Annotated in this window: 26 protein-coding genes; 11 read left to right on the forward strand and 15 right to left on the reverse strand. The window is 34.3% G+C overall.

Annotated elements, in window-relative coordinates:
* Positions 1 to 85: 85 nt before the first annotated feature.
* Positions 86 to 973: a DMT family transporter gene (locus OLM53_RS09370; protein ID WP_264519970.1), complete on the reverse strand. Its 888-nt coding sequence runs from the start codon at positions 971 to 973 to the stop codon at positions 86 to 88.
* Positions 973 to 1,326, reverse strand: coding sequence for an arsenate reductase family protein (locus tag OLM53_RS09375; protein WP_264519971.1), 354 nt, complete (start codon positions 1,324 to 1,326; stop codon positions 973 to 975). The genes OLM53_RS09370 and OLM53_RS09375 overlap by 1 nt, the downstream gene beginning before the upstream one ends.
* A gap of 69 nt (positions 1,327 to 1,395) precedes the next feature.
* On the opposite strand from OLM53_RS09375, the gene OLM53_RS09380 reads away from it, so the two are divergent.
* The 3 genes from OLM53_RS09380 to OLM53_RS09390 all read left to right on the forward strand — a co-directional run bounded on the left by OLM53_RS09380 (position 1,396) and on the right by OLM53_RS09390 (position 3,691).
* On the forward strand, positions 1,396 to 1,851 hold the full coding sequence (locus OLM53_RS09380) for a DinB family protein (protein ID WP_264519972.1): 456 nt from the start codon (positions 1,396 to 1,398) through the stop codon (positions 1,849 to 1,851).
* A 270-nt stretch (positions 1,852 to 2,121) separates the two neighbouring features.
* Positions 2,122 to 3,264 (forward strand): cystathionine gamma-synthase, encoded by a 1,143-nt coding sequence (locus OLM53_RS09385; protein WP_264519973.1) that lies wholly within the window; start codon positions 2,122 to 2,124, stop codon positions 3,262 to 3,264.
* Between the two features lie 190 nt (positions 3,265 to 3,454).
* Positions 3,455 to 3,691 (forward strand): hypothetical protein, encoded by a 237-nt coding sequence (locus OLM53_RS09390; RefSeq protein ID WP_264519974.1) that lies wholly within the window; start codon positions 3,455 to 3,457, stop codon positions 3,689 to 3,691.
* 111 nt (positions 3,692 to 3,802) lie between these two features.
* On the opposite strand, the gene OLM53_RS09395 is transcribed toward OLM53_RS09390, so the two are convergent.
* The 6 genes from OLM53_RS09395 to OLM53_RS09420 all read right to left on the reverse strand — a co-directional run bounded on the left by OLM53_RS09395 (position 3,803) and on the right by OLM53_RS09420 (position 7,691).
* Positions 3,803 to 4,696 (reverse strand): DUF3078 domain-containing protein, encoded by an 894-nt coding sequence (locus OLM53_RS09395; RefSeq protein ID WP_264519975.1) that lies wholly within the window; start codon positions 4,694 to 4,696, stop codon positions 3,803 to 3,805.
* Positions 4,697 to 4,772: 76 nt separating this feature from the next.
* Positions 4,773 to 5,282, reverse strand: coding sequence for a DUF2480 family protein (locus OLM53_RS09400; RefSeq protein ID WP_264519976.1), 510 nt, complete (start codon positions 5,280 to 5,282; stop codon positions 4,773 to 4,775).
* A gap of 1 nt (position 5,283) precedes the next feature.
* Complete coding sequence (locus tag OLM53_RS09405) at positions 5,284 to 5,607, reverse strand: SUF system Fe-S cluster assembly protein (RefSeq protein ID WP_264519977.1); 324 nt, start codon at positions 5,605 to 5,607, stop codon at positions 5,284 to 5,286.
* 4 nt (positions 5,608 to 5,611) lie between these two features.
* On the reverse strand, positions 5,612 to 6,031 hold the full coding sequence (locus tag OLM53_RS09410; RefSeq protein ID WP_264519978.1) for a SufE family protein: 420 nt from the start codon (positions 6,029 to 6,031) through the stop codon (positions 5,612 to 5,614).
* A complete protein-coding gene (locus OLM53_RS09415) occupies positions 6,031 to 6,465 on the reverse strand; it encodes a hypothetical protein (RefSeq protein WP_264519979.1) in 435 nt (144 codons plus the stop codon). Before OLM53_RS09415 ends, OLM53_RS09410 begins: the two co-directional genes overlap by 1 nt.
* A gap of 11 nt (positions 6,466 to 6,476) precedes the next feature.
* On the reverse strand, positions 6,477 to 7,691 hold the full coding sequence (locus OLM53_RS09420; protein ID WP_264519980.1) for an aminotransferase class V-fold PLP-dependent enzyme: 1,215 nt from the start codon (positions 7,689 to 7,691) through the stop codon (positions 6,477 to 6,479).
* Between the two features lie 123 nt (positions 7,692 to 7,814).
* Here OLM53_RS09420 and OLM53_RS09425 point away from each other — a divergent pair, with 123 nt between their 5' ends.
* Positions 7,815 to 9,161 (forward strand): serine hydrolase domain-containing protein, encoded by a 1,347-nt coding sequence (locus OLM53_RS09425; protein WP_264519981.1) that lies wholly within the window; start codon positions 7,815 to 7,817, stop codon positions 9,159 to 9,161.
* Here the strand turns inward: OLM53_RS09425 and OLM53_RS09430 are convergent, their stop codons facing one another.
* From OLM53_RS09430 to OLM53_RS09455, 6 genes are all read right to left on the reverse strand, one after another.
* On the reverse strand, positions 9,162 to 10,316 hold the full coding sequence (locus tag OLM53_RS09430; RefSeq protein ID WP_264519982.1) for a hypothetical protein: 1,155 nt from the start codon (positions 10,314 to 10,316) through the stop codon (positions 9,162 to 9,164).
* On the reverse strand, positions 10,300 to 11,295 hold the full coding sequence (locus OLM53_RS09435; protein ID WP_264519983.1) for a DUF2157 domain-containing protein: 996 nt from the start codon (positions 11,293 to 11,295) through the stop codon (positions 10,300 to 10,302). The genes OLM53_RS09430 and OLM53_RS09435 overlap by 17 nt, the downstream gene beginning before the upstream one ends.
* Positions 11,296 to 11,374: 79 nt before the next feature.
* Positions 11,375 to 12,691, reverse strand: coding sequence for a Fe-S cluster assembly protein SufD (gene sufD / locus OLM53_RS09440; RefSeq protein ID WP_264519984.1), 1,317 nt, complete (start codon positions 12,689 to 12,691; stop codon positions 11,375 to 11,377).
* 1 nt (position 12,692) lies between these two features.
* Positions 12,693 to 13,445, reverse strand: a complete 753-nt coding sequence (gene sufC, locus OLM53_RS09445) for a Fe-S cluster assembly ATPase SufC (RefSeq protein ID WP_264519985.1) — start codon at positions 13,443 to 13,445, stop codon at positions 12,693 to 12,695.
* Between the two features lie 29 nt (positions 13,446 to 13,474).
* Positions 13,475 to 14,923 (reverse strand): Fe-S cluster assembly protein SufB, encoded by a 1,449-nt coding sequence (gene sufB / locus OLM53_RS09450; protein WP_264519986.1) that lies wholly within the window; start codon positions 14,921 to 14,923, stop codon positions 13,475 to 13,477.
* A 16-nt stretch (positions 14,924 to 14,939) separates the two neighbouring features.
* Positions 14,940 to 15,269 carry a HesB/IscA family protein gene (locus OLM53_RS09455; RefSeq protein WP_264519987.1) on the reverse strand — a complete coding sequence of 110 codons (330 nt, stop codon included), beginning with the start codon at positions 15,267 to 15,269 and terminating at the stop codon, positions 14,940 to 14,942.
* 142 nt (positions 15,270 to 15,411) lie between these two features.
* Between OLM53_RS09455 and OLM53_RS09460 the strand changes: the two genes are divergently transcribed.
* The 7 genes from OLM53_RS09460 (at position 15,412) to OLM53_RS09490 (ending at position 23,199) form a co-directional block, all read left to right on the forward strand.
* Positions 15,412 to 16,272 (forward strand): MBL fold metallo-hydrolase, encoded by an 861-nt coding sequence (locus OLM53_RS09460; RefSeq protein WP_264519988.1) that lies wholly within the window; start codon positions 15,412 to 15,414, stop codon positions 16,270 to 16,272.
* Positions 16,273 to 16,339: 67 nt separating this feature from the next.
* Positions 16,340 to 17,914, forward strand: coding sequence for a S8 family peptidase (locus OLM53_RS09465; protein ID WP_264519989.1), 1,575 nt, complete (start codon positions 16,340 to 16,342; stop codon positions 17,912 to 17,914).
* Positions 17,915 to 17,960: 46 nt separating this feature from the next.
* Positions 17,961 to 19,847 (forward strand): M1 family metallopeptidase, encoded by a 1,887-nt coding sequence (locus OLM53_RS09470; RefSeq protein WP_264519990.1) that lies wholly within the window; start codon positions 17,961 to 17,963, stop codon positions 19,845 to 19,847.
* Positions 19,848 to 19,883: 36 nt separating this feature from the next.
* Entirely contained in the window at positions 19,884 to 20,294 is a 411-nt protein-coding gene (locus tag OLM53_RS09475; protein ID WP_264519991.1) for a hypothetical protein, read from the forward strand.
* 2 nt (positions 20,295 to 20,296) lie between these two features.
* Positions 20,297 to 20,692 carry a ribonuclease P protein component gene (gene rnpA, locus OLM53_RS09480; protein WP_264519992.1) on the forward strand — a complete coding sequence of 132 codons (396 nt, stop codon included), beginning with the start codon at positions 20,297 to 20,299 and terminating at the stop codon, positions 20,690 to 20,692.
* 55 nt (positions 20,693 to 20,747) lie between these two features.
* Positions 20,748 to 22,385, forward strand: coding sequence for a S41 family peptidase (locus OLM53_RS09485; RefSeq protein ID WP_264519993.1), 1,638 nt, complete (start codon positions 20,748 to 20,750; stop codon positions 22,383 to 22,385).
* A 1-nt stretch (position 22,386) separates the two neighbouring features.
* The gene (locus OLM53_RS09490; RefSeq protein ID WP_264519994.1) at positions 22,387 to 23,199 is read left to right on the forward strand and encodes an OmpA family protein; all 813 of its coding nucleotides are present in this window, start codon (positions 22,387 to 22,389) and stop codon (positions 23,197 to 23,199) included.
* Here OLM53_RS09490 and OLM53_RS09495 read toward each other — a convergent pair.
* Positions 23,196 to 23,642: a GNAT family N-acetyltransferase gene (locus OLM53_RS09495; protein ID WP_264519995.1), complete on the reverse strand. Its 447-nt coding sequence runs from the start codon at positions 23,640 to 23,642 to the stop codon at positions 23,196 to 23,198. The two genes, OLM53_RS09490 and OLM53_RS09495, sit on opposite strands and share 4 nt — an antisense overlap.
* Positions 23,643 to 23,644: the final 2 nt, after the last annotated feature.

The raw sequence follows: 23,644 nt of genomic DNA on the forward strand, positions 1-23,644 counted from the left end.
ATTTTAATAGTCTTCAAATATAAGCAAAGTAATTAGTAATTAGTGAATAGTAATTAGCATCTTCAACAAGACTAATCACTAGTTACTAGTCACTCTTCACTTTTTTGGTAACGAGAAATACCCCAACAAATATCAAAACAGCCGAAGCTACTTTTACCCATGTCAAATGATCTTTCCCTAAACTCATAGCAAAAACAGTGGCAAAAAGCGGTTGCAGATAGATAAAAACAGCTACCGTCGTGGGATTCAATTCGCGCATCGAAACTAAATTAAACAGATAGGTCAAAAACGTAGTAAACACTACTACAAAACCTATTTCCCATAGTATCATCGTTGGAATGGTTTCCCAATGAATGGCCTGATATTCGCTCCAACTAAAAGGCAACACCATCAACAACCCAAAAGTGTAAATCCAAGGCACAAAAGTAAAGGCATTGTATTTATCCATCAACTTTTTGACAATAATCAAATAAAAACCATACGAAACCGCATTAATAAACACCAACAAATTGCCCAAAGAAGCATTAGTAGCATTCCCCACGGATTTACCATAAAGAATTAAAAAACCAGTACCGAAAAGTCCCAGCAATATTCCAATAATCTTGCGTGTTTTTATTCTTTCTCTAATGAGTATCGCCGATAAAATCATGACAATAATAGGAGCCGTCACCATAATCACCGCTGCCGAAATAGGAGAAGTGAAACTCAATCCTTTAAAAAAAGTTAGCATATTCAAAGCCACGCCAAAGAAAGCAGCCGCAATAATACGTGGAAAATCCTGTAGTTGAATCTTTTCTTTGGGTCCCAAAAAGGAAACCAACCAAAACAAAATCGTAGCACCAAAAACTCGGAGTAATATAAACCCAAAAGGCTTCACATAAGTAGGCATCACATCTTTAGCAATCGTAAACGAAACACCATAGATTAACGAAACCATCATGGTGGCAAGGAGTGCCCAAGTTCTTTTTGACATTAGCTCAATGCTTTTATAACTTCAATGATATTTTTTTGGCTGTTGCCAATGTAGATTTTCTCATCAATAATGAAAACAGGACGACTCAAAAAAGTATAATGTTCTAACAAATACTTCTTATAATCCACTTCGGTCAACGTTTTGTTTTTCAAATCCAATTGCTTATACAACTGCGCTTTTTTGCTAAATAAAGCTTCATAACTTCCTGAAAGTTGATACAGTTCCTCCAACTCTTGTTCCGTAATTGGATTTTGCCGAATGTCGTGAAATTGCAATTTATCGGAGTTGGGAAGTGATTTTATAATTTTACGACAAGTATCGCAAGAGGCTAGATAGTATATTGTATTGACCATGAAATTTCTTTTTACAAAGGAAATCCATTTCCACTTATAATCTGTAATTTTATCAAAAAAATCAACGCAATGGATACAACTTTCAACATCAATCAAACCAGCAGAACCGTCATTTCAAAAATTGTAGAAAACCATACTTTAGAACAACTCAACACCATTCCAGAAGGCTTTAGCAACAATCTTATTTGGAACATCGCTCACGTTATCGTGGTGCAGCAAATGTTAGTCTACAACTTATCGGGCTTACCCATAATGGTTTCAGACGATATGGTAGCCAAATACAAACGCGGTACCAAACCAGAACACAGCGTTACCCAAGAAGAAGTAGATGAAATCAAAACCTTGCTATTTGCTACACTAGAACAAACCAAAAAAGATTTCGCTAATAACATCTTCAAAAACTTCACCGAGTTCACCACCCTATCTGGCTACACCATGAAAACCGCAATGGATGCCATGGAATTCAACAACTACCACGAAGCCCTACACACCGGCATCATGATGCAAATCCGAAAGTTTATTTAAATCATTTAGGTTTTTCCTAAATTTTATTAGGTTTCTCCTAAATTATGTTAGGAACAAACAAAACCCAGTTAGGAACATCCTAAATTGTGTTAGGAACAAACTAAACCTAGTTAGGAACGTCATAAATTGTGTTAGGAACAAACAAAACCTAGTTAGGTTTTTCCTAAATAGAGCCCTTTTCACAACGCCCTCAACAGAGTGTTAAATCCAATCAAATGCGCTATTGGGTTTCAAATAAACTTGCTACATTTGCTGACTAATTATTCTAAAATGAAATTCAATACCAAAGTCATACATGGTAATCAACACCATGAAGAAGTTACGGGAGCCGTAATGCCCCCAGTGTTTCAAACCTCAACCTATGCTCAAGTTTCTCCAGGAAAACCAGTTGGAGATTATGAATATTCTAGAGCTGCCAATCCAACCCGTCAAGCCTTAGAAGATGCTTTAGCCTCCATAGAAAATGGGTCACGCGGATTAGCATTCTCTTCAGGATTAGCCGCCACCGATTGTTTACTTCGTATGTTCAAAGCTGGAGACGAAATCATAGCCATGGACGATTTGTATGGGGGAACGTACCGAATGTTCACTCGTATTTACAAAGATAGTGGTATCAAATTCCACTTTGTAGACATGAATGATATCGCTAAATTTCAATCATTAATCAATGAAAATACCAAGTTGGTTTGGGTAGAAACGCCAACTAATCCCTTAATGAAATTAGCTGATATTGCCGAAATAGCTAAAATCACCAAAAAACACAACATCCTCTTTGCTGTCGATAACACCTTTGCTACACCTTACCTGCAAAAACCTCTAGATTTAGGAGCAGATATCGTAATGCACTCAGCTACCAAGTATCTAGGAGGTCACTCTGACGTAATCGCTGGAGCATTGATCATAAAAGACAAAGAACTTGGCGATGAACTACATTTCAAGCAATTTGCCACAGGAGGAACCTTAGGCCCAATGGACAGTTTCTTAGTATTAAGAGGGATCAAAACCTTGCATTTAAGAGTCCAACGTCACTGTGAGAACGGTGAAAAAGTAGCTGCCTTTTTAGCGAATCATGCTAAAATTGCTAAAGTATATTATCCTGGATTACCAAGTCATCCGTTTCATGATATTGCCAAAAAACAAATGAATGGTTTTGGTGGTATGGTTTCTTTCACTTTCAAATCAGGAAAAAAAGAAGACGCCATTGCCTTCCTAGAAAATTTAAAAGTATTCACCTTAGCAGAATCATTGGGTGGTGTTGAATCACTAGCGAATCATCCTGCCTTAATGACACACGCTTCCATCCCAGAGGAAAAAAGAAAAGAAATTGGCATCACCGATGACTTAGTTAGATTAAGTGTAGGCGTAGAAGATATAGATGATTTATTAGCCGATTTAGAACAAGCCTTTAGATAAACCAAAAAACTCCGTCTTAAAATTTTAAGACGGAGTTTCTTTATAAATCCGACAAAAACAAACATTTTATTTTGTAAGTAAAATTATGCTTTTTTAAGTTTTTTATGCTTTTTGTCGATTATTTTGATTGTTTTGACGACTATTTATTTGTGTTTGTGTAGGTTTATGGTATAAAACAAATACTTAACCTATGAAAACAATTACCCTAAAAGACGCCCTTAAACTGTTCCTCTTTTTGCTAATATTATGTAGCGCAAAAGCCTTTTCTTTCACAAGACTGCCAAACGAATCAAGTTTAGGTAGTAGTGAATCCAAATTTGGCTGTTCAAGTAAAGTGGAGAAAAACCAGAAAACAACTTCTACTTCGTATTCTAAAGCATCTAAAACAAATGCTATGGAGTATAAGAGTAAACGCTTTAAGAAGTAAAGCAAACTGATAAAATTGGTATTTAAATGTGAATACCGATTTAAAATTAACACTAATAAAAAAGCCGATTCAACCCAATGAATCGGCTCTTTTTATTAATGTTGATTTATGTTAGAAACCATAATTCACGCCAATTCCAATAATCTCACGCGTTTGAAATCCAGCGAAAGCATTATCATCGTAAATCGTTTGAAATGACAAATTGGTCGACATGTATTTATTAACTTTCATCACGATATTCAAAGTGTAATCAATATCAACATTTTGCGCATCTTGTAGATAGTTAGTATACGAATTAAAAATGTTTTCAGCCGTTACATTTTCCATCAAATTAAATTTGTAATACGCATTTAATGCTGCTCCAAATTCATATCGCGAACTTGCTCCTTGTGCCACACCAAAAGAAGGGCCTAAATCTGTAAAATGTTTGTGAACCATAATCAATTTAGAGGTTGCTGGAGCAATGTTTACTTTTAAATTATCACTTTTCTTCCACATCATACCCGGTCCAAACTGGAAATAAGCCGGAGAGAAAAAATGAGAAATTTTAACGCTATTATCTGCAGGATCAAAACCTGAATCAAGTTGCGTTTTAAAGTTGAAAAAGGCAGAATAATACCATTCGCCTGAAGCTTTTTTACCTAAAAGGGAATTGAATTCTATTCGGTCATCCGTTTTTTGAAGGGCTTGATCATGTAGTTTAGTCAAACCATAGTTGGCAAAAAATTTGTTATCCCAAGTCCAAGTATCACTTTTATAATTGAAATCATATTTTACCCCGGCATTCCCTGAGATACTGCTTTGACCTCCAGCTAACCAGTTATTAAAATTGGCTTGATTAAGTAAGAAAGTAAACATGCCTTTTTTCTCCCATCCATTGGGTTTCTCTTCTTTAATTTTAGCCACTGTTTCTTCGGTTTTCTTTAGCAATTCTTTTTCATTTACCTGAGCCAAAACACTACTAATAGAAAATCCCAAAACTATCGTAAGAATAATTTTTTTCATTTTGTTTAGATTTAAAAATTTTCGGGGGCAAAGGTAAGAATACTATTGGCTTATCCAAATAGAGTTAGAAAACTAACTACTTAGCCTTTTTAAATAGCGGAACGGCGGAACAAGCTTCACCATACATAATGCTTTTTGCAAAAGGTTGTAACTTTTGAACGGCAATAATATAAGCACTTTCTGGAACAGGTTTTTTGGAACACCCTTTTATTATAACCGCTTTATCATGGTATAGTGAGTAATCTATAGTGGGTAAAATTTCCTGATATAAGGCAGTTTCTAAATCATTTAAATCTCCTAAAACCACTTTTTTAGCAAAAGGAGCAACATAAGTAGTAACTAGAATCGTTGCCCAAGCGGGAACAATGGCATCTGTTGACCAATGAATCGCCACAAAATGATTTTCATATTGTGACCAATCATGATTTTTCAAAGCCTCTCGAAAGTCTTTTTCCTTCAAAAGAAAACCTTCTAACAGCCATTGTGAAATGTCAATTTGTGTCCTAATACCATTGGGATAATAGTCTTCCAAATCGAACACTTGTAGGGCAGAATTGGCTACTCTATTTACAATTTCGTCTTGCATTTTATAACATTCCGAGTTCTAACTTGGCTTCTTCACTCATCAAATCTTTACTCCATGGCGGATCAAAAGTGATTTCAACTTCACAGGATTTAACGGTGTCTATTTTTGTTATTTTTTCTTCTACTTCGCGAGGTAATGTTTCTGCTACAGGACAGTTTGGAGACGTCAAGGTCATTAAGACCTTTACTTCGTTGTCTTCGTTAATCATCACATCGTAGATTAATCCTAATTCATAAATATCTACAGGAATCTCTGGGTCGTAAATACCTTTTAAGGTTTTCACCACATTCTCTCCTAAGTTGATATCGTCTTTAAATTCTTCCATAGTTTTAATTTTTTGCATTGAATGCCAAAGCATACATTTTAATCATTTTAATCATTGAAACCAAGCCGTTAGCTCTGGTTGGAGACAAATGTTCTTTTAAACCAATTTCGTCAATAAAATCAGTATTAGCCTCTAAAATGTCACTTGCCTTTTGATTGGAAAACGCGCGTATTAAAATTCCAATTATTCCTTTGGTTAATATGGCATCGCTATCGGCGGTGAAAACAATTCGATCATCTTGCTGTTCTGCATGAACCCAAACTTTTGATTGACAGCCTTTGATAATATTGTCTTCGGTTTTATACTGCTCGTCAATTATCGGCAAAGTTTTTCCTAGCTCAATAATATATTCGTAACGTTCCATCCAATCGTCAAACATCGAAAACTCTTCAACGATTTCGTCTTGTATTTCTTGTATTGTCATTATTCTTCTTTCGCTAAGGAAACCATTTTGTTTACTAGTTTTTCTATTTCAGCTGGAGGAAATCCGTGATCAAAAACTACGGTTTCATAATTCTTATCTTGGTAACGAATCTTTAAATTAGCTATAGCTGCACCATCATAAAACCTCTTTTGTGTTGGGTCTTTAAGGTTGGGAATGTCTTCCAACTTAATATTAGCAAAGGCATCCACTAATTCTTTCCAATCGGTATCCGAAATTTTAATTTGTTCCGATGGATTATCGATACTTCTTCCTTTTGATATAGTAGCTACTTGATTCGTTATTATAATCTTCAAATGATATCCTCTTGAATTGGCTACGTATTGTATTACCGAGTTGGCAATATCATTTTGCGCTTGGTTTGAACAACTTTTTCCTAAAAAAAGGGTTAGTAAAATCATTGTGATTGCTTTCATATGCTTTAGATTTAAGATAACATCAATTGTGCTTTTTTTAATGCCTCAACTAATAAGTCGATTTCTTCTTTGGTATTATAAAAAGCAAAACTTGCTCTTAGTGTACCTGGTATTTTATAGAAATCCATTATAGGTTGAGCACAGTGATGTCCGGTTCGTACTGCGATTCCCAGTTTGTCAATAATGGTGCCAATGTCATACGGATGAATGGTGCCAATATTAAACGAAATTACGGAAGTTTTTGCTTTTGCCGTTCCATAAATTTTTAAACCATCTATAGCCAATAATTTTGACGTAGCATATTCTAACAATTCGTGTTCGTATTGTGCAATATTGTCAAAACCAACTTCATTCAAATAATCAATCGCTGTTCCAAGAACTATTCCTCCTTCAATGTTGGGTGTTCCGGCTTCAAATTTATGTGGCAAATCAGCATAAGTGGTTTTCTCGAAAGTCACCGTGGCAATCATTTCTCCTCCTCCTTGATAAGGTGGTAATTTGCGTAACCACTCTTCTTTACCATAAAGAATTCCGACACCCGTTGGCCCACAAATTTTATGTCCAGAAAACACATAAAAATCACAATCTAATGCTTGAACATCGGGTTTCAGATGAGGAGTTGCTTGTGCGCCATCAATTAAAATCACCGCACCAACTCCGTGAGCTTTGTCAATCATTTCCTTAATAGGATTGATGGTTCCTAAAGCATTTGATATATGGTTAACTGTTACAATTTTTGTTTTTGTAGAAAGTAATTTGTCGAATTCAGACATGATTAACTCTCCTTCTTCGTTCATTGGGATTACTTTCAAAGTAGCTCCTGTTTTTTCACAAAGCATTTGCCAAGGCACAATATTACTGTGATGTTCCAAGGCAGAAACCAAAACCTCATCTCCAGATTTTAAAAAAGAAGCAAATCCATTGGCGACAGCATTAACACCGTGAGTGGTTCCAGAAGTGAAAATCACTTCGTGACTGTATTTAGCATTGATATGTTTTTGAATTTTAACTCTAGAAACTTCATATGCGTCTGTTGCTAATTGACTCAACGTATGCACACCACGATGAATGTTGGCATTGATTTCTTGGTAATATTTCGATATTGCATCTATGACCACTTGTGGTTTTTGCGAAGTAGCGCCGTTATCAAAATAAACGAGCGGTTTGCCATTGACTTTTTGGGAAAGTATCGGGAAATCAGCTCTAATTTTTTGGATGTCTAACATTGTATTATTTAGAAAAATTCTAAATACAAAAGTAATAAAATTGAAACGGTTAATTTACCAAACACTTGTTAATAATTACTTTATTTTTTTACTTTTACTAAACCACTTATTTCCTTAGCTACTATGAAAAAATCCCTTAAAGTTCTTGTTATCTTATTACTGATTGTATTAGTGTATTTACGAATTGCTATTTATCCTCAACTCGATTTGATTTCAGGGTTTTCTGCAAAAAGTGTGGCTTCCGGGCATTTTATTGATGGTCGGAATTTGGAAACCATTCAACAAAACGATAATGATATTCCAAAGGTGGATTGGGCAACCAATGAAATAAATGACACTGAAAAATTGGTTACATCAAATGTTCACGGCCTAAAGGATCGCAAAGCTATTTATCGGGAAGGTTTGGGGGCAACATTAATCAACGATGATTTTGATATAAACAAGCCTTATGAAGTTCCTAAAAGAACGCAACTAAAAAACGATTTGTCTTATCCATATGGAAATTTAGAGCCAAAAGATTCTGTTTTTGCCAATATAGATTACTCCAAACTTAATGAGGCAGTTGCTAATGCTTTTGATAGAAAAGGAGAAAAGAAAAAACGCACTCGTTCCGTTGTTGTTGTATACAAAGGAAAATTGATTGCTGAAAAATATGCTGATGGTTTCAACAAAAACTCTAGAATTTTAGGCTGGTCTATGACCAAAAGTTTAACAGCAACTTATTTCGGAATTCTTCAAAAACAGGGTAAAATAGACATCATGAAACCTGCTCCAATTGCGGAATGGAAAAATGATGAACGTAAAAACATTACCATCAATGATTTACTTCACATGAATTCAGGCTTACCATGGGAAGAAGATTATGGCAAAATTTCCGACGTGACTAAAATGCTCTTTCAAGCCGAAGACATGAGTCGTTCTCAATTAGAAAAACCCTCACAATTTAAACCAAATACCCATTGGAACTACTCTTCTGGAACAACCAATTTACTAAGCGGTATTTTGAGAAAGCAGCTCAAAACACACCAAGAATATCTTGATTTCTGGTATAATAGTTTACTAGATAAGATTGGTATGAACTCCGCTTTGGTTGAAACCGATATGGCTGGGAATTTTGTAGGCTCTTCTTATGGCTGGGCAACAACAAGAGATTGGGCAAAATTTGGCTTACTGTATTTACATCAAGGAAATTGGAACGGAGAGCAAATATTTGATCCAAGTTGGGCTAAATATGTAGCCACTCCAACTAATACTTCCAATGGAAGATATGGGGCTCAGTTTTGGTTAAACTCTGGAGACTATTTCCCTGATGTGCCAAAGGACATGTTTTATTGCAGTGGCTATCAAGGACAAATGGTTGCTATATTCCCAAGTCAAGATTTAGTAATTGTACGGATGGGTTTAACCGAAGAACCTGACTTCGATTTTAATGGGTTTTTAAAAAATGTTATAGGAAGTATTAAGAAATAACTAAAAACTTTCCCCAGAACCACCTCCGCTAAATCCGCCTCCACCAAATGGCATTTTACTGTCATTTATAATAGGTTTAGTACTTATTTGCGAATTAATAATCAATGCTTGTGCATTTAAAATCAAAGTGCTATTGGTGTCTCTATCAGGTTGAAAATTAATACCGGTTGTTTTATTTTGGAGTTTCTTAATAGCAAAAAAAGATATCGCAAACAAAAGTAACCCAGCCAATACTAAGGCGCTTTCTAGAGGCATTAAACTATAATAAAACCGAATCGTAAAAAAAGAGTAACTTAAAGAAAGCAAGCCAACGATTAATATCGTTCTGTCTTTCCTTTGCAAGGAATAATAGACATATCCCAACGGAATAAGAAAAGTCAATCCGTAGAACAAAAATGCCAGCGGAATATCATGTTCTTTATCTACCACAATACCCATCAAACTTTCTGAAAGTTCACGAACCACCATATAATTTATAGAAGCATAAGCCAATACAAGACTAACTATTTTTATGATTTGTAATGGATTTTGATAGATTAACCATTTAGCGCTGTTGTTTAATTTATAAAAAACATAATAAATTGTAACCGCTAAAATTAGTCCAATAAAAGGAAGATACATGCTGCTGATGACTTTCAATTCAGTAATTAAAGTAAAGAAAAAGCCAACCAATCCAACACAAGAAATAAGAGCAGAAATAGTATTGACATAACGGATACAGCTCGCTAGACCAATAAAAAACATAACCGAAAAAACAAAAATAGACGATTCGGAAGACATGCCTATAGCACCACAAAAAGTAGCTTGCGCGCAAATTATAAAAGCATCATCCAAACCATGACGGTAATAACCGCTTTTTGCTAAAAGTTCGGAACCACTAAAACCAATAATGGCATATAGATAAAACATAATGCTATAATGGGCATTTAAAAGTTGTCCGAAAACCAATGCCAAAAAACCACCTATGGATGAAAATAAAAAAAGTCCCAACAGAAAAAATCCAAATCGGATAAAAATGCTACTTGATTTTAAAAGTGAAAATGCTGTAGTTACATTGGTTAATTGTTCCTTTGAAATAAATTTCATCTTAAACAATCGCTTGGCTTCCATAACAAGAAGTCCGTTTTCTAATACTTCTCTATTGTATGCTTGCATGTTTTTCTTTATTAAATTTTTGAACCAACTTTATAAACAACACTATAGAACCAATAATGTAAAACGGTGAACAGAAAATCAGAAAGCTTACAAGATCTCCAATAGTAAGTAACCCGATTACTCTTCCTAGGAAAATGTTTATTCCAATGTACCCATAAAGCAGTGAAACAACGAAGATAAAGGTGGAATGTTTTTGGTAACTCAACTTATAGAAATAATATATTGCTGCTACCATCAGAGGCACAAAAACGAACCAATAATTTTCGAGTAATCCTGCAATGCAACAAATGCAAACCAAATTCAGAGCAAAAGTGACATAGATAAGCTGAAAATGCTTTTTGAAATTTTGGCTTACTGAATATTCCATCCAAAGAATTAAAAGCGCCCCTAATGCCAATCCGGAATAACTAAGATTAGGATTAGAATAGATTTCGTTTTGTAATAGCGTTTGAGGAGTTATTGTGATGCCTATAAAAGTTGCCAAGGCAGTAATAGCAATAGAAAGGACACTTTTATTATCAAAATAATAAGCCACTCCAAAACACAAAACTGCCGAAAATAATGAAACAAGACCGTAATCTTTACCAAAAACAGCATATTGATACTGTATATAACCAACGAAAATGCAGGCTAAAATGCTTCCTGTCAAAACCAAATAATCATACATCGGGTTATCAAAAAAAACTTCTTCTTTAGAAAATCCCTTGCCTTTTCTGAAACTAAAATAAAAGCAGACTAACATCAATATAAAATTGGCAGTCAAAATGGCAAGATGTCCAATACTGTCTATGTTTTTATAAACAAATATCCCAACACCACTCGTAAAAAGAAGTACTGATAAATAAACAAAAAAAAGCAACTCGCTATTTAAAGAGAAAATTCCACGTTGTCTGTATTCCTTGATGTCATTATGTTGTTCAGGAGTAACAAATCCTTTTGAGGCAAGTTGTTCCGTGAAAAATTCCGATTGTTTTTCCAAAGATGTTATATTTTGATGATAACCAAATATATACAGAATATAACAGAAAAACAAAAACCGCCAGAAAGGCGGTTTGTTATTATAAATCGAATCCTAAATTCACTCCTAATTTTGTGGCAATGATTTTGGTAATTCTTTTTTTTAGTTCTGGAATTTTAATGCTTTCAATGACTTCATTAGAAAAGGCATACATCAGTAGCGCTTTGGCTTCTTTCTTTGGAATTCCTCGTTGTTGCATATAAAACATAGCGCTTTCATCTAATTGACCAATAGTACAACCATGTGAACATTTTACATCATCTGCAAAAATTTCTAGTTGTGGTTTTGCATTGATTGTTGCTTTGTCTCCTAATAAAATATTGTTGTTCTGTTGAAAAGCATCGGTTTTTTGCGCTTCTTTTTCAACATAAATTTTACCATTAAACACTCCTGTTGCGCTGTCAGCCAGAATAGTTTTGTAATTCTGATGGCTTTCGCAATTAGGCGTAGCATGATTTACTAAAGTATAATGATCAACATGTTGCTTGTCTCCAATAATCGTGATTCCTTTTAAAGTAGAATCGATTCTTTCTCCAAAATGGTAGAAATTCAGGTTATTTCTTGTGATGTTGCCACCAAAAGAAAACGTGTGAACGGATACTCTACTTTCTTGTTTTTGAGAAATATAAGTGTTGTCAATCAGGTTGGCTGATTGTAGATCATTTTGAATTTTATAGTAATCAACAATAGCGCGTTTTTGAGCAAAAATTTCAGTAACCGAATTGGTCAATACTGGATTTTCATTTAACGATTGATGTCTTTCAATAATTTGAACATGCGCATTTTCTCCAATAATTACTAAATTTCTTGGCTGAACCATCAAAGCGCTTTCAACGCCAGTGGAGAAATAAATTATTTCAATTGGTTTTTCTACCACTTTGCTTTTAGGAATGTTGATGTAAGCTCCTTCATTGGCAAAAGCTGTATTCAAAGTGGTCAAAGTTTCGTCTTTACTGGCAATTTTATTGAAATACTCATCAATTACCATTTTGTATTTTGGTTTTGTTAAAGCCGAAGACATCAAACAAACATCTAAACCATCATGAGTGGTTGCCGATAAAAACGAAGCGAATTTTCCATCCACAAAAATCACTTTATGAGTGTCTATTTCATGCAAGAAAAATTTCTTTACCTCTTTAAATTCAATGGCATTTTCATGTTTTGGAAACACCGAATAATCATTTTTTAGAATGGCATTTAGTGATGTATATTTCCAAGCTTCCTCTTTTTTAGTTGGGAACCCTTTATTTTCAAAGTTTTTTATAGCCGAAGTACGAACGTCATGCAGTTCATTGTGCACATCGATGCTTTCTTCAAACGCCATAAAAGACGAGATTAATTTTTCTTTTAATTCCATTTTAAACTTCTAATTCCGCTTTAATCCAGTCGTATCCTTTTTCTTCTAGCTCGTAAGCCAATTCTTTTCCTCCCGATTTTACGATTTTTCCATCCATCAAAACGTGAACAAAATCAGGAACGATATAATCTAAAAGTCTTTGATAGTGTGTGATAACAACCACAGCATTGTCTTTACTTTTCAATTTATTAACCCCATTGGCAACAATTCTTAAGGCATCAATATCCAAACCTGAATCTGTTTCATCCAATATTGCTAATTTTGGTTCTAACATCGCCATTTGGAAGATTTCGTTACGTTTCTTTTCTCCTCCAGAAAAACCTTCATTTAAAGAACGTGACAAAAACTTTCTGTCAATTTCTAACAATTCTGATTTCTCACGGATTAGTTTCAGCATTTCGTTAGCTGGCATCTCTTCTTTTCCGTTAGCTTTTCTGCTTTCGTTGATTGCCGTTTTCATGAAATTGGTAACTGAAACTCCTGGGATTTCCACTGGATATTGAAAAGAAAGAAAAACCCCTTTATGAGCTCTTTCTTCTGGTGCTAATTCTGAAATATCTTCTCCGTCCAAAAGAATTTGACCTTCGGAGACTTCATAATTTTCATTTCCAGCAATGATGGATGCCAAAGTACTTTTACCAGCACCGTTCGGTCCCATTATCGCATGAACTTCTCCGGCTTTTACTTCTAGATTGATTCCTTTTAAGATTCCTTTATCTTCAACACTTGCGTGTAAATTTTTTATGCTTAACATTTTTTGAATGTATTTTATTCTGATTATAATTATCCTACTGAACCTTCTAATGAGATTTCAAGTAATTTTTGAGCTTCTACAGCAAATTCCATTGGTAGTTTGTTTAATACATCTTTGCTGAAACCGTTAACAATTAATGCAATGGCTTTTTCTGTTGGAATTCCTCTTTGATTGCAATAGAAAACTTGGTCTTCTCCAATTTTTGAGGTTGTTGCTTCGTGTTCTATTATGGCTGATGAATTTTTGCTTTCTATATACGGAAACGTATGTGCACCACAATTGTTGCCCATCAATAAAGAGTCGCATTGCGAAAAATTTCTAGCATTTTCAGCTCGGGCACTTATTTGTACCAAACCTCGGTAACTATTTTGTGACTTTCCTGCAGATATTCCTTTTGAAATAATAGTTGATTTAGAATTTTTTCCCAAGTGAATCATCTTAGTTCCTGTATCAGCTTGTTGATGATTATTGGTCACTGCTATTGAATAAAATTCACCAATTGAATTATCTCCCTTTAAAATTACTGATGGATATTTCCATGTTATTGCCGAACCTGTTTCTACTTGTGTCCATGAAATTTTTGCGTTTTTTTCGCACAATCCTCTTTTGGTTACAAAATTGAAAACGCCTCCTTTACCCTCTTTATTTCCAGGATACCAGTTCTGAACTGTTGAATATTTGATTTCTGCATTATCTAATGCTATCAATTCCACAACCGCTGCGTGCAATTGATTTTCATCTCGACTTGGTGCTGTACATCCTTCCAGATAGGAAACGTAACTTCCTTCATCGGCAATTAAAAGTGTTCTTTCAAATTGACCTGTCCCAGCTTGATTGATTCGGAAATAAGTAGATAATTCCATTGGGCAACGAACCCCTTTTGGAATATAACAGAAAGAGCCATCAGAGAAAACCGCTGAGTTCAATGCTGCATAAAAATTGTCTTTTTGAGGCACTACGGTTCCCAAATATTTTTTTACTAATTCAGGATGCTCCTTTATAGCTTCCGATATTGGGCAAAAAATAATTCCTTTTTCATTTAATGTTTTCTTGAAAGTTGTAGCCACTGAAACCGAATCGACCACGATGTCCATGGCAACATTATTCATCATTTTTTGTTCATCGATGGAGATTCCCAACTTTTTATACATTACTAAAAGCTCAGGATCAACATCATCTAATGTTTTATTAGGGTCTACTGTTTTTGGAGCTGAATAATACGAAATCGCTTGAAAGTCTGGTTTTTCATAATGCACATTAGCCCATTTTGGCTCTACCATTTCTTGCCAAGCGCGGAAGGCTTCAATTCGCCAATCGGTCATCCATTGTGGCTCTTCTTTTTTCAAAGAAATGGCTCGAACAATATCTTCATTTAAGCCAATAGGAAAGGTATCAGACTCTATGTTTGTATAAAATCCGTACTCGTATTCTTTGTTTTCGAGTTCAATTTTTAAATCGTCTTCGGTGTATTTTGACATTTTGTTTGTTTAAATATTAAAGTGAAAACGACTCTCCGCATCCGCAAGTTCTGGAAGCGTTTGGATTATTAAACACAAATCCTTTTCCGTTTAATCCTCCCGAAAATTCCAAAATAGTTCCGGCTAAGTATAAAAATGATTTTTTTTCAACGGCAATTTTCACATGGTTATCTTCAAAAACTTTGTCGTTTTCGCCTAGTTCTTTGTCGAACTTTAATTCATAAGACAAACCAGAGCAACCGCCACTTTTCACGCCCACTCGAACGTAATCTTTGGCAGCGTCAAAACCGTCATCTTTCATCATATCGATGATTTTTTTGCTTGCTGTATCTGAAACTTTGATCATAGCTTATTTTAATTTTGTCTAAATAACAGGCAAAGTTAACACAAATATCTGTTTTTGCTACACTTGGTAACATTTTTATAACTAATAAGAGCATAGGAAAAAATGATTTTTAATTCTATAAATTTGTAGAAAGATTTAGAAAATGAAAATATACCCAATAGAAGCTGGAAATTTTAAACTCGATGGTGGTGCTATGTTTGGCGTGGTACCCAAAACCATTTGGAACAAAACCAATCCTGCAGATGACAATAATTTGATTGACATTGCTGCAAGATGTATGTTGATTGAAGATGGAAGCCGATTAATCTTAATTGATACCGGAATGGGCAACAAACAATCTGAGAAGTTTTTTGGGTTTTATTCTCTTTGGGGAACCCATTCTTTGGACGGTTCTTTAGCTAAATATGGTTTTCATCGTGATGATATTACGGATGTTTTTATGACGCATTTACATTTTGATCATTGTGGTGGAAGTGTGAATTGGAACAAAGACAAAACTGGTTATGAAGTAGCTTTCAAAAATGCAAAATACTGGACTAATGATAACCATTGGGAATGGGCGACAAAACCTAATGTACGTGAAAAAGCGTCATTCCTTTCGGAAAACATTTTACCTATGCAAGAAAGCGGACATTTAAATTTCATCAAAAGACCAGAAGGTGATTTTGGCATTTCTGAAGAATTGGGATTTGGCATTTTTTATGTTGATGGTCACACCGAAAAAATGATGTTACCACACATTCAATACCAAGAAAAAACTATCGTGTTCTGTGCTGATTTAATTCCAACTGCGGGTCATTTGCCTTTGCCATATATCATGGGTTATGACACACGACCTCTATTGACTATGCCTGAAAAAGCGAAATTTCTTAATGCAGCTGTAGCCAATAATTATTACTTGTGGCTTGAACACGAAGCTCATAATCAAATTATAACTGTTGAAAATACTGAGAAAGGTATTCGTCTAAAAGAAATTTTTAGTTGCGAAGAAATCTTAACATAGTGTTAATCACAACAGTCTCCGTAATAAAACTGTTTATTTTTACAAACATTCTTAAAATTTTAAACAAATGAAATTCATAAAAATCATTCTGTTGTCAATGTTTTCATTGTCAGTTTTCGCACAACAGTCGAGTCAAAATTTTACCAAAAAGGCCCCTTTAACAGACCAAGAGCTTAAACGTTGGAGTCATTTGGATTTAGAGAAAGATTCTATTCCCGGAATGAGTGTTGACAAGGCTTATACCGAATTATTGAAGAACAAAAAAGGGGTAAAAGTAATTGTAGGTATTGTCGATTCTGGAGTAGATATCAATCAAGAAGATTTAAAACCTTCCATCTGGACAAATAAAAAAGAAATACCAAACAACGGGAAAGATGATGATAAAAATGGATTTATAGATGATGTTCACGGTTGGAATTTTTTAGGGAACTCCAACAATGAAAACTTAGAGCTCACCCGCCTTTTGAAAAAGGGAGACGATGGTTCAGAAACCTATAAAAAAGCTTTATCCGACTACAATGCCAAGTTGAAAGAAGCTAATGAATACAAAGAAAATGTAGATGTTTTGCTGAATGCAGATAAAAAAGTTCGTGAGTTTCTAAAAAAAGACAATTATACCATTTCAGAGCTTAAAGACATGCCTTCGGTTAAATTTGAATTGTATGATGCCAAAAGAATTATGTTGTCCTATTCAAGCCAGAAAGGCGATTCTTTTCACGAAGATTTAAAATCGTATCAAGATTATGTTTATGACCAAATAGATTATAATTTAAACAAAGATTTCAACCCAAGAAAACTAGTAGGAGATAATCCAGAAGACATTAATGACAAAAAATACGGAAACAATATTGTTTACTCTAAAGACAGAAAAGATTCCCTTCACGGAACTCACGTAGCTGGAATAATTGCCCAAACCAGAAATAATGGAATTGGTGGTGATGGAGTGGCAAATAATGTGGAAATCATGCCCGTTCGTGCTGTTCCAAATGGTGATGAATACGATAAAGATATTGCATTGGCCATTCGTTACGCGGTGGATAATGGTGCTAAAGTTATCAATGGAAGTTTTGGAAAAGATTTTTCTCCTCATGCACAATGGGTTTATGATGCTATAAAATACGCTGCAAGCAAAGATGTATTAATAGTTCATGCTGCAGGAAATGATTCTAAAAACATTGATACTGAACCTAACTTTCCAACGGATGATGTTGACGGAAAAGAAATTGCAGACAATGTTTTAACAGTTGGCGCACTTAATTACGAGTATGGAGAAAAAGTTGTAGCCAGCTTCTCAAACTACGGAAAAAGAAATGTGGATGTTTTTGCACCAGGAGTGAAAATCTATGCAACGGTTCCGGGGAACAAATACAAATACCTTCAAGGGACATCAATGGCTTCACCTAATGCTGCTGGCGTTGCTGTTTTAATTCGAGAGTATTACCCTAATTTGAAAGCAGCACAAGTAAAACAAATTTTAATGCAATCAGGAACACCATTAAATCTTGAAGTTAAGGTAGATGAAAAAGAAATCAAAATTCCATTTACTGATGCATGTGTTTCAGGAAGAATAGTCAATGCTTACAATGCTTTGAAAATGGCAGAGGAAATGTCAAACTCTATAAAAAATAATCCGAAATTATAACCACAAAAAGGAAGTTTAAAAACTTCCTTTTTATTTTATCACAGCTATGAATAACAGAATTTTATTTGGTTTTCTTTTGATGAGTATCTCTAGTGTTTTTGCCCAATCTAAGGGGTATTGGCAACAAAAAGTAGACTACAAAATAGACGTTTCAATGAACGTTGAAACTTATCAATATAAAGGAAAACAAAAACTAGTTTACACTAACAATTCTTCAGACACATTGCGCCGTGTGTATTATCATTTATACAATAATGCTTTTCAACCTGGAAGCGAAATGGATGCCCGAGTTCAAACTATTAGCGATCCTGATGCTAGAATGTCAGTTAAAGTAAAAAATGCCGAAGGTAAAGATGTAAAAGAAAGCAGAATTGCTAAGCTTCAACCTAATGAAATTGGGTATTTAAAAGTTTCCAACTTCAAACAAGATGGCGTTGCGGCTATTACAAAAGAGGTTAGTACTATTCTCGAAGTGACATTGGCAAAATCAATTCTTCCAGGTAAATCAACAACTTTTACTTTAGATTTTGAGGGTCAAGTTCCTGTTCAAATTCGCCGTTCTGGTAGAAATAATTCTGAAGGGGTCGAACTTTCAATGGCGCAATGGTATCCAAAAATGGCCGAATTTGATTTTGAAGGATGGCATGCTGACCCATATATAGCAAGAGAATTTCATGGGGTATGGGGTGATTTTGATGTAAACATTACTATCGACAAAAACTATATTCTTGGCGGTAGTGGTTATCTACAAAATAAGAATGAGATTGGTTTTGGTTATGAAGAAAAAGGAAAAGAAGTAAAAAAGAACCCAAATACTAAAACACTAACCTGGCATTTTATTGCTCCAAACGTGCACGATTTTACTTGGGCTGCCGATAAAAATTATCTGCACGATGTTATCAAAGGGCCTAATAATGTTGACCTTCATTTTCTTTATAAAAACAATTCAAAAATTATTGATAACTGGAAAAAAATGCAACCCATTATGGCGACTGTAATGGATTATTACAACAAAATGGTCGGTCCCTATCCATACAAACAATACTCTTTTATTCAAGGCGGCGATGGTGGAATGGAATATGCGATGTGTACTTTGATGTTAGGAAACGGAACATTAGAAGGAAATGTCGGAACTGCTACTCATGAATTAGGGCACTCTTGGTTTCAACATATTTTAGCTTCTAACGAATCCAAACATCCTTGGATGGATGAAGGTTTTACCTCTTACATTGAAGATATAGTTCTAAATGAAATTGCACAAAAGAAAGTCGAAAATCCATTTGAAGGTTCCTATAAAACGTATGTGAAATTAGTAGAATCGGGCAAAGAACAACCTTTGTCTACGCATGGTGATCGTTATGATGAAAACAGAAGTTATAGTATTGCTTCATACGTAAAAGGGGAACTGTTTCTTTCGCAACTGCAATACCTGATTGGAAAAGAGAATACCGAGAAATCCCTAAAGCGTTACTATACCGATTTCAAATTCAAACATCCTACACCAAATGATATTAAACGTTCAGCAGAGCGAGTGTCTGGCGCAAATCTCGATTGGTATTTAACGGATTGGACCGAAACGCTAAACACTATAGATTATGGAATTAAAAATGTGGAAGGGGCCACTGATGGAGTTCAAAGAACCGGAGTAACATTACAAAGAATTGGTAGAACTCCAATGCCAATCGATTTACTAGTGGAATATGCTGATGGTACTAAAGAAAGTTTTTACATTCCGTTACGGATGATGAGTTTTGAAAAGGGAAATCCAACACCTGATATTAAAAGAACTATTTTACCAGATTGGGCTTGGGCAAATCCAAATTACTTTTTCGAAATTTCAAAATCAAAAACAGACATTAAAAAAATCACTATTGATCCAAGTGGCTTGATGGCTGATGTGAAAAAAGACAATAATGTTTTTGAAGTTAAATAAATAGAATTTGTAGATTTACCACAAATATTTTTCACTATGAAATACATGAAACTTTTTTTCTTTTTTGTTGCCTTATCCTATGGGAATCAGAAAAGTAATGCTCAGCCTATTCGTTTTCAAGCCAGTAGCGTAAGTTTTACTGACAAGAAAGAAGACGGAAGCTGGAACGAATGGTCTGATTTTGTAGACGCTAAAGTTTTGATAACACTCGATGCTAAAAAAGATTTGATTACGATTAATTCTGCAGAAGTACAGTCATTCAGAATCAAAGCTTATGGTGAAATTACCGATAATGATGAGGTAAATATTGTTCCTTTTGAATGTGTTGACAATAACTCTTCAAAGTGTAATATTTTAATCATTACCAAGAAAAAGGAAAACAATAGAATTCAGTTTTACATCACTTACAACGAAGTAAAATTTGTTTACAACATCTACGCCAAGTAGCAATGGATTTTTCCTATCCTAAAACCGAAAAGCTAAAGAGTAAAAAAATTATTGATTTGTTGTTTTCAGAAGGCAAGTCAGTGAGTAAATATCCCCTGCGATTGGTTTATATCCAACATGATTTTGAGGAGAATATTCCATTAAAAATGGGGGTTTCTGTTTCAAAAAAATATTTTAAAAATGCCGTCGATAGAAATTATTACAAGCGTTTGCTTCGGGAAACCTATCGATTGAACAAACCGCTTTTGATTGAAAATATAGAGACAAAATATTGCTTTATGTTTTTTTATCAAACCAATGACAGATTATCCTATTCTGAAATAAACGAAAAAACAATTCAACTTTTTGAAAAGTTTTCTAAAGTCCTATTGGAGGAGAAATCTGAATCTAAAAAGTAATCCAAATCATTTGAAGTTATTTAGTATATTCGTTCACTTGTTAAAAGAAAAAATTATGCCATCATTCATCAAAAAAAGATATTTTATTCCAGCAATTTTGAGCATTTTTCTCTTTGTTGGTGTAAGTTTTAAAGACGATTTCTTTGAGATTTCAAAACAAATTGAAATCTTCACGACCTTATACAAAACCATCAATCAAAACTATGTTGATGAAACCAATCCAGCGGAGTTAATGGACAAAGCTATTAAAAGTATGTTAGCCGATTTGGATCCGTATACCAATTATTTCAACGAACAAGATGTCATCAAATTTAAAATAAACAATACTGGAGAATATACCGGAATTGGCGCCATGATTACTAGAAAAGAAGATCGGCTGATCGTAAAAGAACCTTACAAAGGATTTCCTGCCGATAAAGCTGGTTTAAAAGCCGGTGATGAAATTACACAAATTGGGGATGTCCGTTTAGCTGATTTCAAAGACGATGCTTCACAATTGATGAAAGGTGCAAAAGGCACTAAAATAGACATCAAATATTTGCGCCAAGGAAAACAAATGTCAACCCAATTGGTATTAGATGAAGTTGCTGTAAAAGCCGTTCCGTTTTATGGAAAAGTGGATGATAAAACAGGATATATCGTTTTGTCACAGTTCAATCAAAAAGCTTCTTCGGAAACTAAAGAAGCATTAGAGTCGTTGAAAGCTGATGGCGCTACCCAAATTATCCTAGATCTTCGTGGAAATCCTGGTGGGTTGTTGAATGAAGCTGTAAATATTTGCAATCTTTTTGTACCAAAAGGGGAAACTATTGTAACCACAAAATCTAAAAATTCCAAATATAACAACACTAACAAAACAACTCGTGAACCTGTTGATACCGAAATTCCATTAGTAGTTATTGTGGACGGGAAGAGTGCCTCGGCATCTGAAATTGTTTCTGGTGCTTTACAAGATTTAGATAGAGCCGTTATTGTGGGTAGTAGAAGTTTTGGAAAAGGATTAGTTCAACGACCTTTTGACATGACTTATGGAACACAAGTTAAAGTAACTATTTCTCGTTATTATACTCCATCTGGAAGATGTATCCAAGCCTTAAATTATGCACATAAAGATAAAAATGGTAAAGCTATTAGAGTTGAAGAAAAAAATTATAATGCTTTCAAAACCAAAAAAGGAAGAACCGTTTACGATGGTGGCGGAATCTTGCCAGATGTTGTTTTAGAAAACACCAAAACAAGTGCTATTGCTGAAGCCTTGCAAAAAAATGATGGGATTTTTAACTATGCTACTTACTACTATTATAAAAACCCAAATCTTGGTGATAAAATACCAACTATAACGGATGCTGATATTGCTGATTTTAAAGCATTCTTAAAACGCGAAAAAATATCATTTGATACTGAAACTGAAATTGCTTTGAAAAGCACTTTGGAGAAAGCTAAGAAAGAAAATGTTGATTCTGCCATTTCGGCCGAGTACCAACAATTAGTTTCAGCTTTGGAAAAAAGTGAAGAAACTTTGATTGATAAAAATCAAAAGGAAATCAAGAACTTGATTTTGGATGAAATCATCAAAAGATACCAGTATAAAGAAGGTCTCTATCAATATTACATCAAAAGTAATTTTGAGATTAAAAAGTCCATTGAAGTATTGAACGATAAACAACAATACAATACGATTTTAAAGAATTAATATGAAGTTTCTAAAGTATTTGCCGCTCCTTTTTTTCGGTTTTCTACAAGCACAAGAAGAAGTTGTTCACTCTGTTTATTTTGAATTTGACAAATTCACTTTGAATGAAAAAGAAGTCAATGAAGCTATAGACTTTATCAAAAAAACTGATTCCACCCGTATAGAATCTATTCAAATTTTTGGTTATACAGACGATGTGGGAAAAGAGGCATATAACTTTAAACTTTCCACAAAACGCGCGAATGCTATTCAAGATAAATTTATTCAAAGCGGAATTAAAAGTAAAATCATTGTGACCATTGAAGGAAAGGGTAGAATTATGATAGAAGATGATATGGTGGAAAATCTTCCTGAAAAACGTTCTAAAAATCGTCGTGTTGATATTGTTGTCAATTTAAAACCTTTACCAAAAATTGAAATTCCAGGCTATTATAACACGGTTCAGAAACACCACATTATTGGCGATCACATTTATCTAGAAAATATTTTATTTGAGAGAGGGAGTAGTAAATTACCGTTTAAATCTAAAACAGAATTAGACAAAATTTCTCGTTTATTAATGAAGTATAAAAATCTTCAATTTGAGATTCAAGGGCATGTTTGTTGCACGCCTCCGTATCAAAAAGAAGCTATTGATTTGGATACTAGGAAACGTCAATTGTCTGTAAATAGAGCTGAATCGGTATATAAATATTTACTCTTTAAAAAAATATCCAAAGACCGAATGACTTTTAAAGGATATGGAAATACTGTTCCCCTAGGAAAAGGTGCTGATTATGACCGAAGAGTAGAATTGGTTATCACAAAGATTTAACTTCTTTTCATTTCAATGTGAGGGATGTCATCTTCTAGATAAGTTTCACTGGTTTGAATAAAACCATGACTTTCATAGAATTTTTTCAAGTACAATTGGGCCGAAATAGTAATTTTAGTTTCACCAAATTGTGATTTAATGTAATAGATAGCTTCTCGCATTAAGATATGACCAATCTTTTTATCACGGTCAGTCGGTTTTACTACTACTCGTCCAACTGATGCCTCTTCAAAATAATCTTTTGGTTTAAACAATCGAGCATAAGCAACAATTTTGCCTTTATCTTCTCCTATTAGGTGTAATGCTTTTTGATCTTTGTTATCAATATCCTGATAGACGCAATTTTGCTCCACTACAAAGACTTCACTTCGCAATTGCAACAAATCATATAACTCAACTGTAGTTAATGCCTCAAATCGCTTTATTTTCCATTCTAGGTTCATTG

Source organism: Flavobacterium sp. N1994 (assembly GCF_025947145.1).
GTDB lineage: Bacteria > Bacteroidota > Bacteroidia > Flavobacteriales > Flavobacteriaceae > Flavobacterium.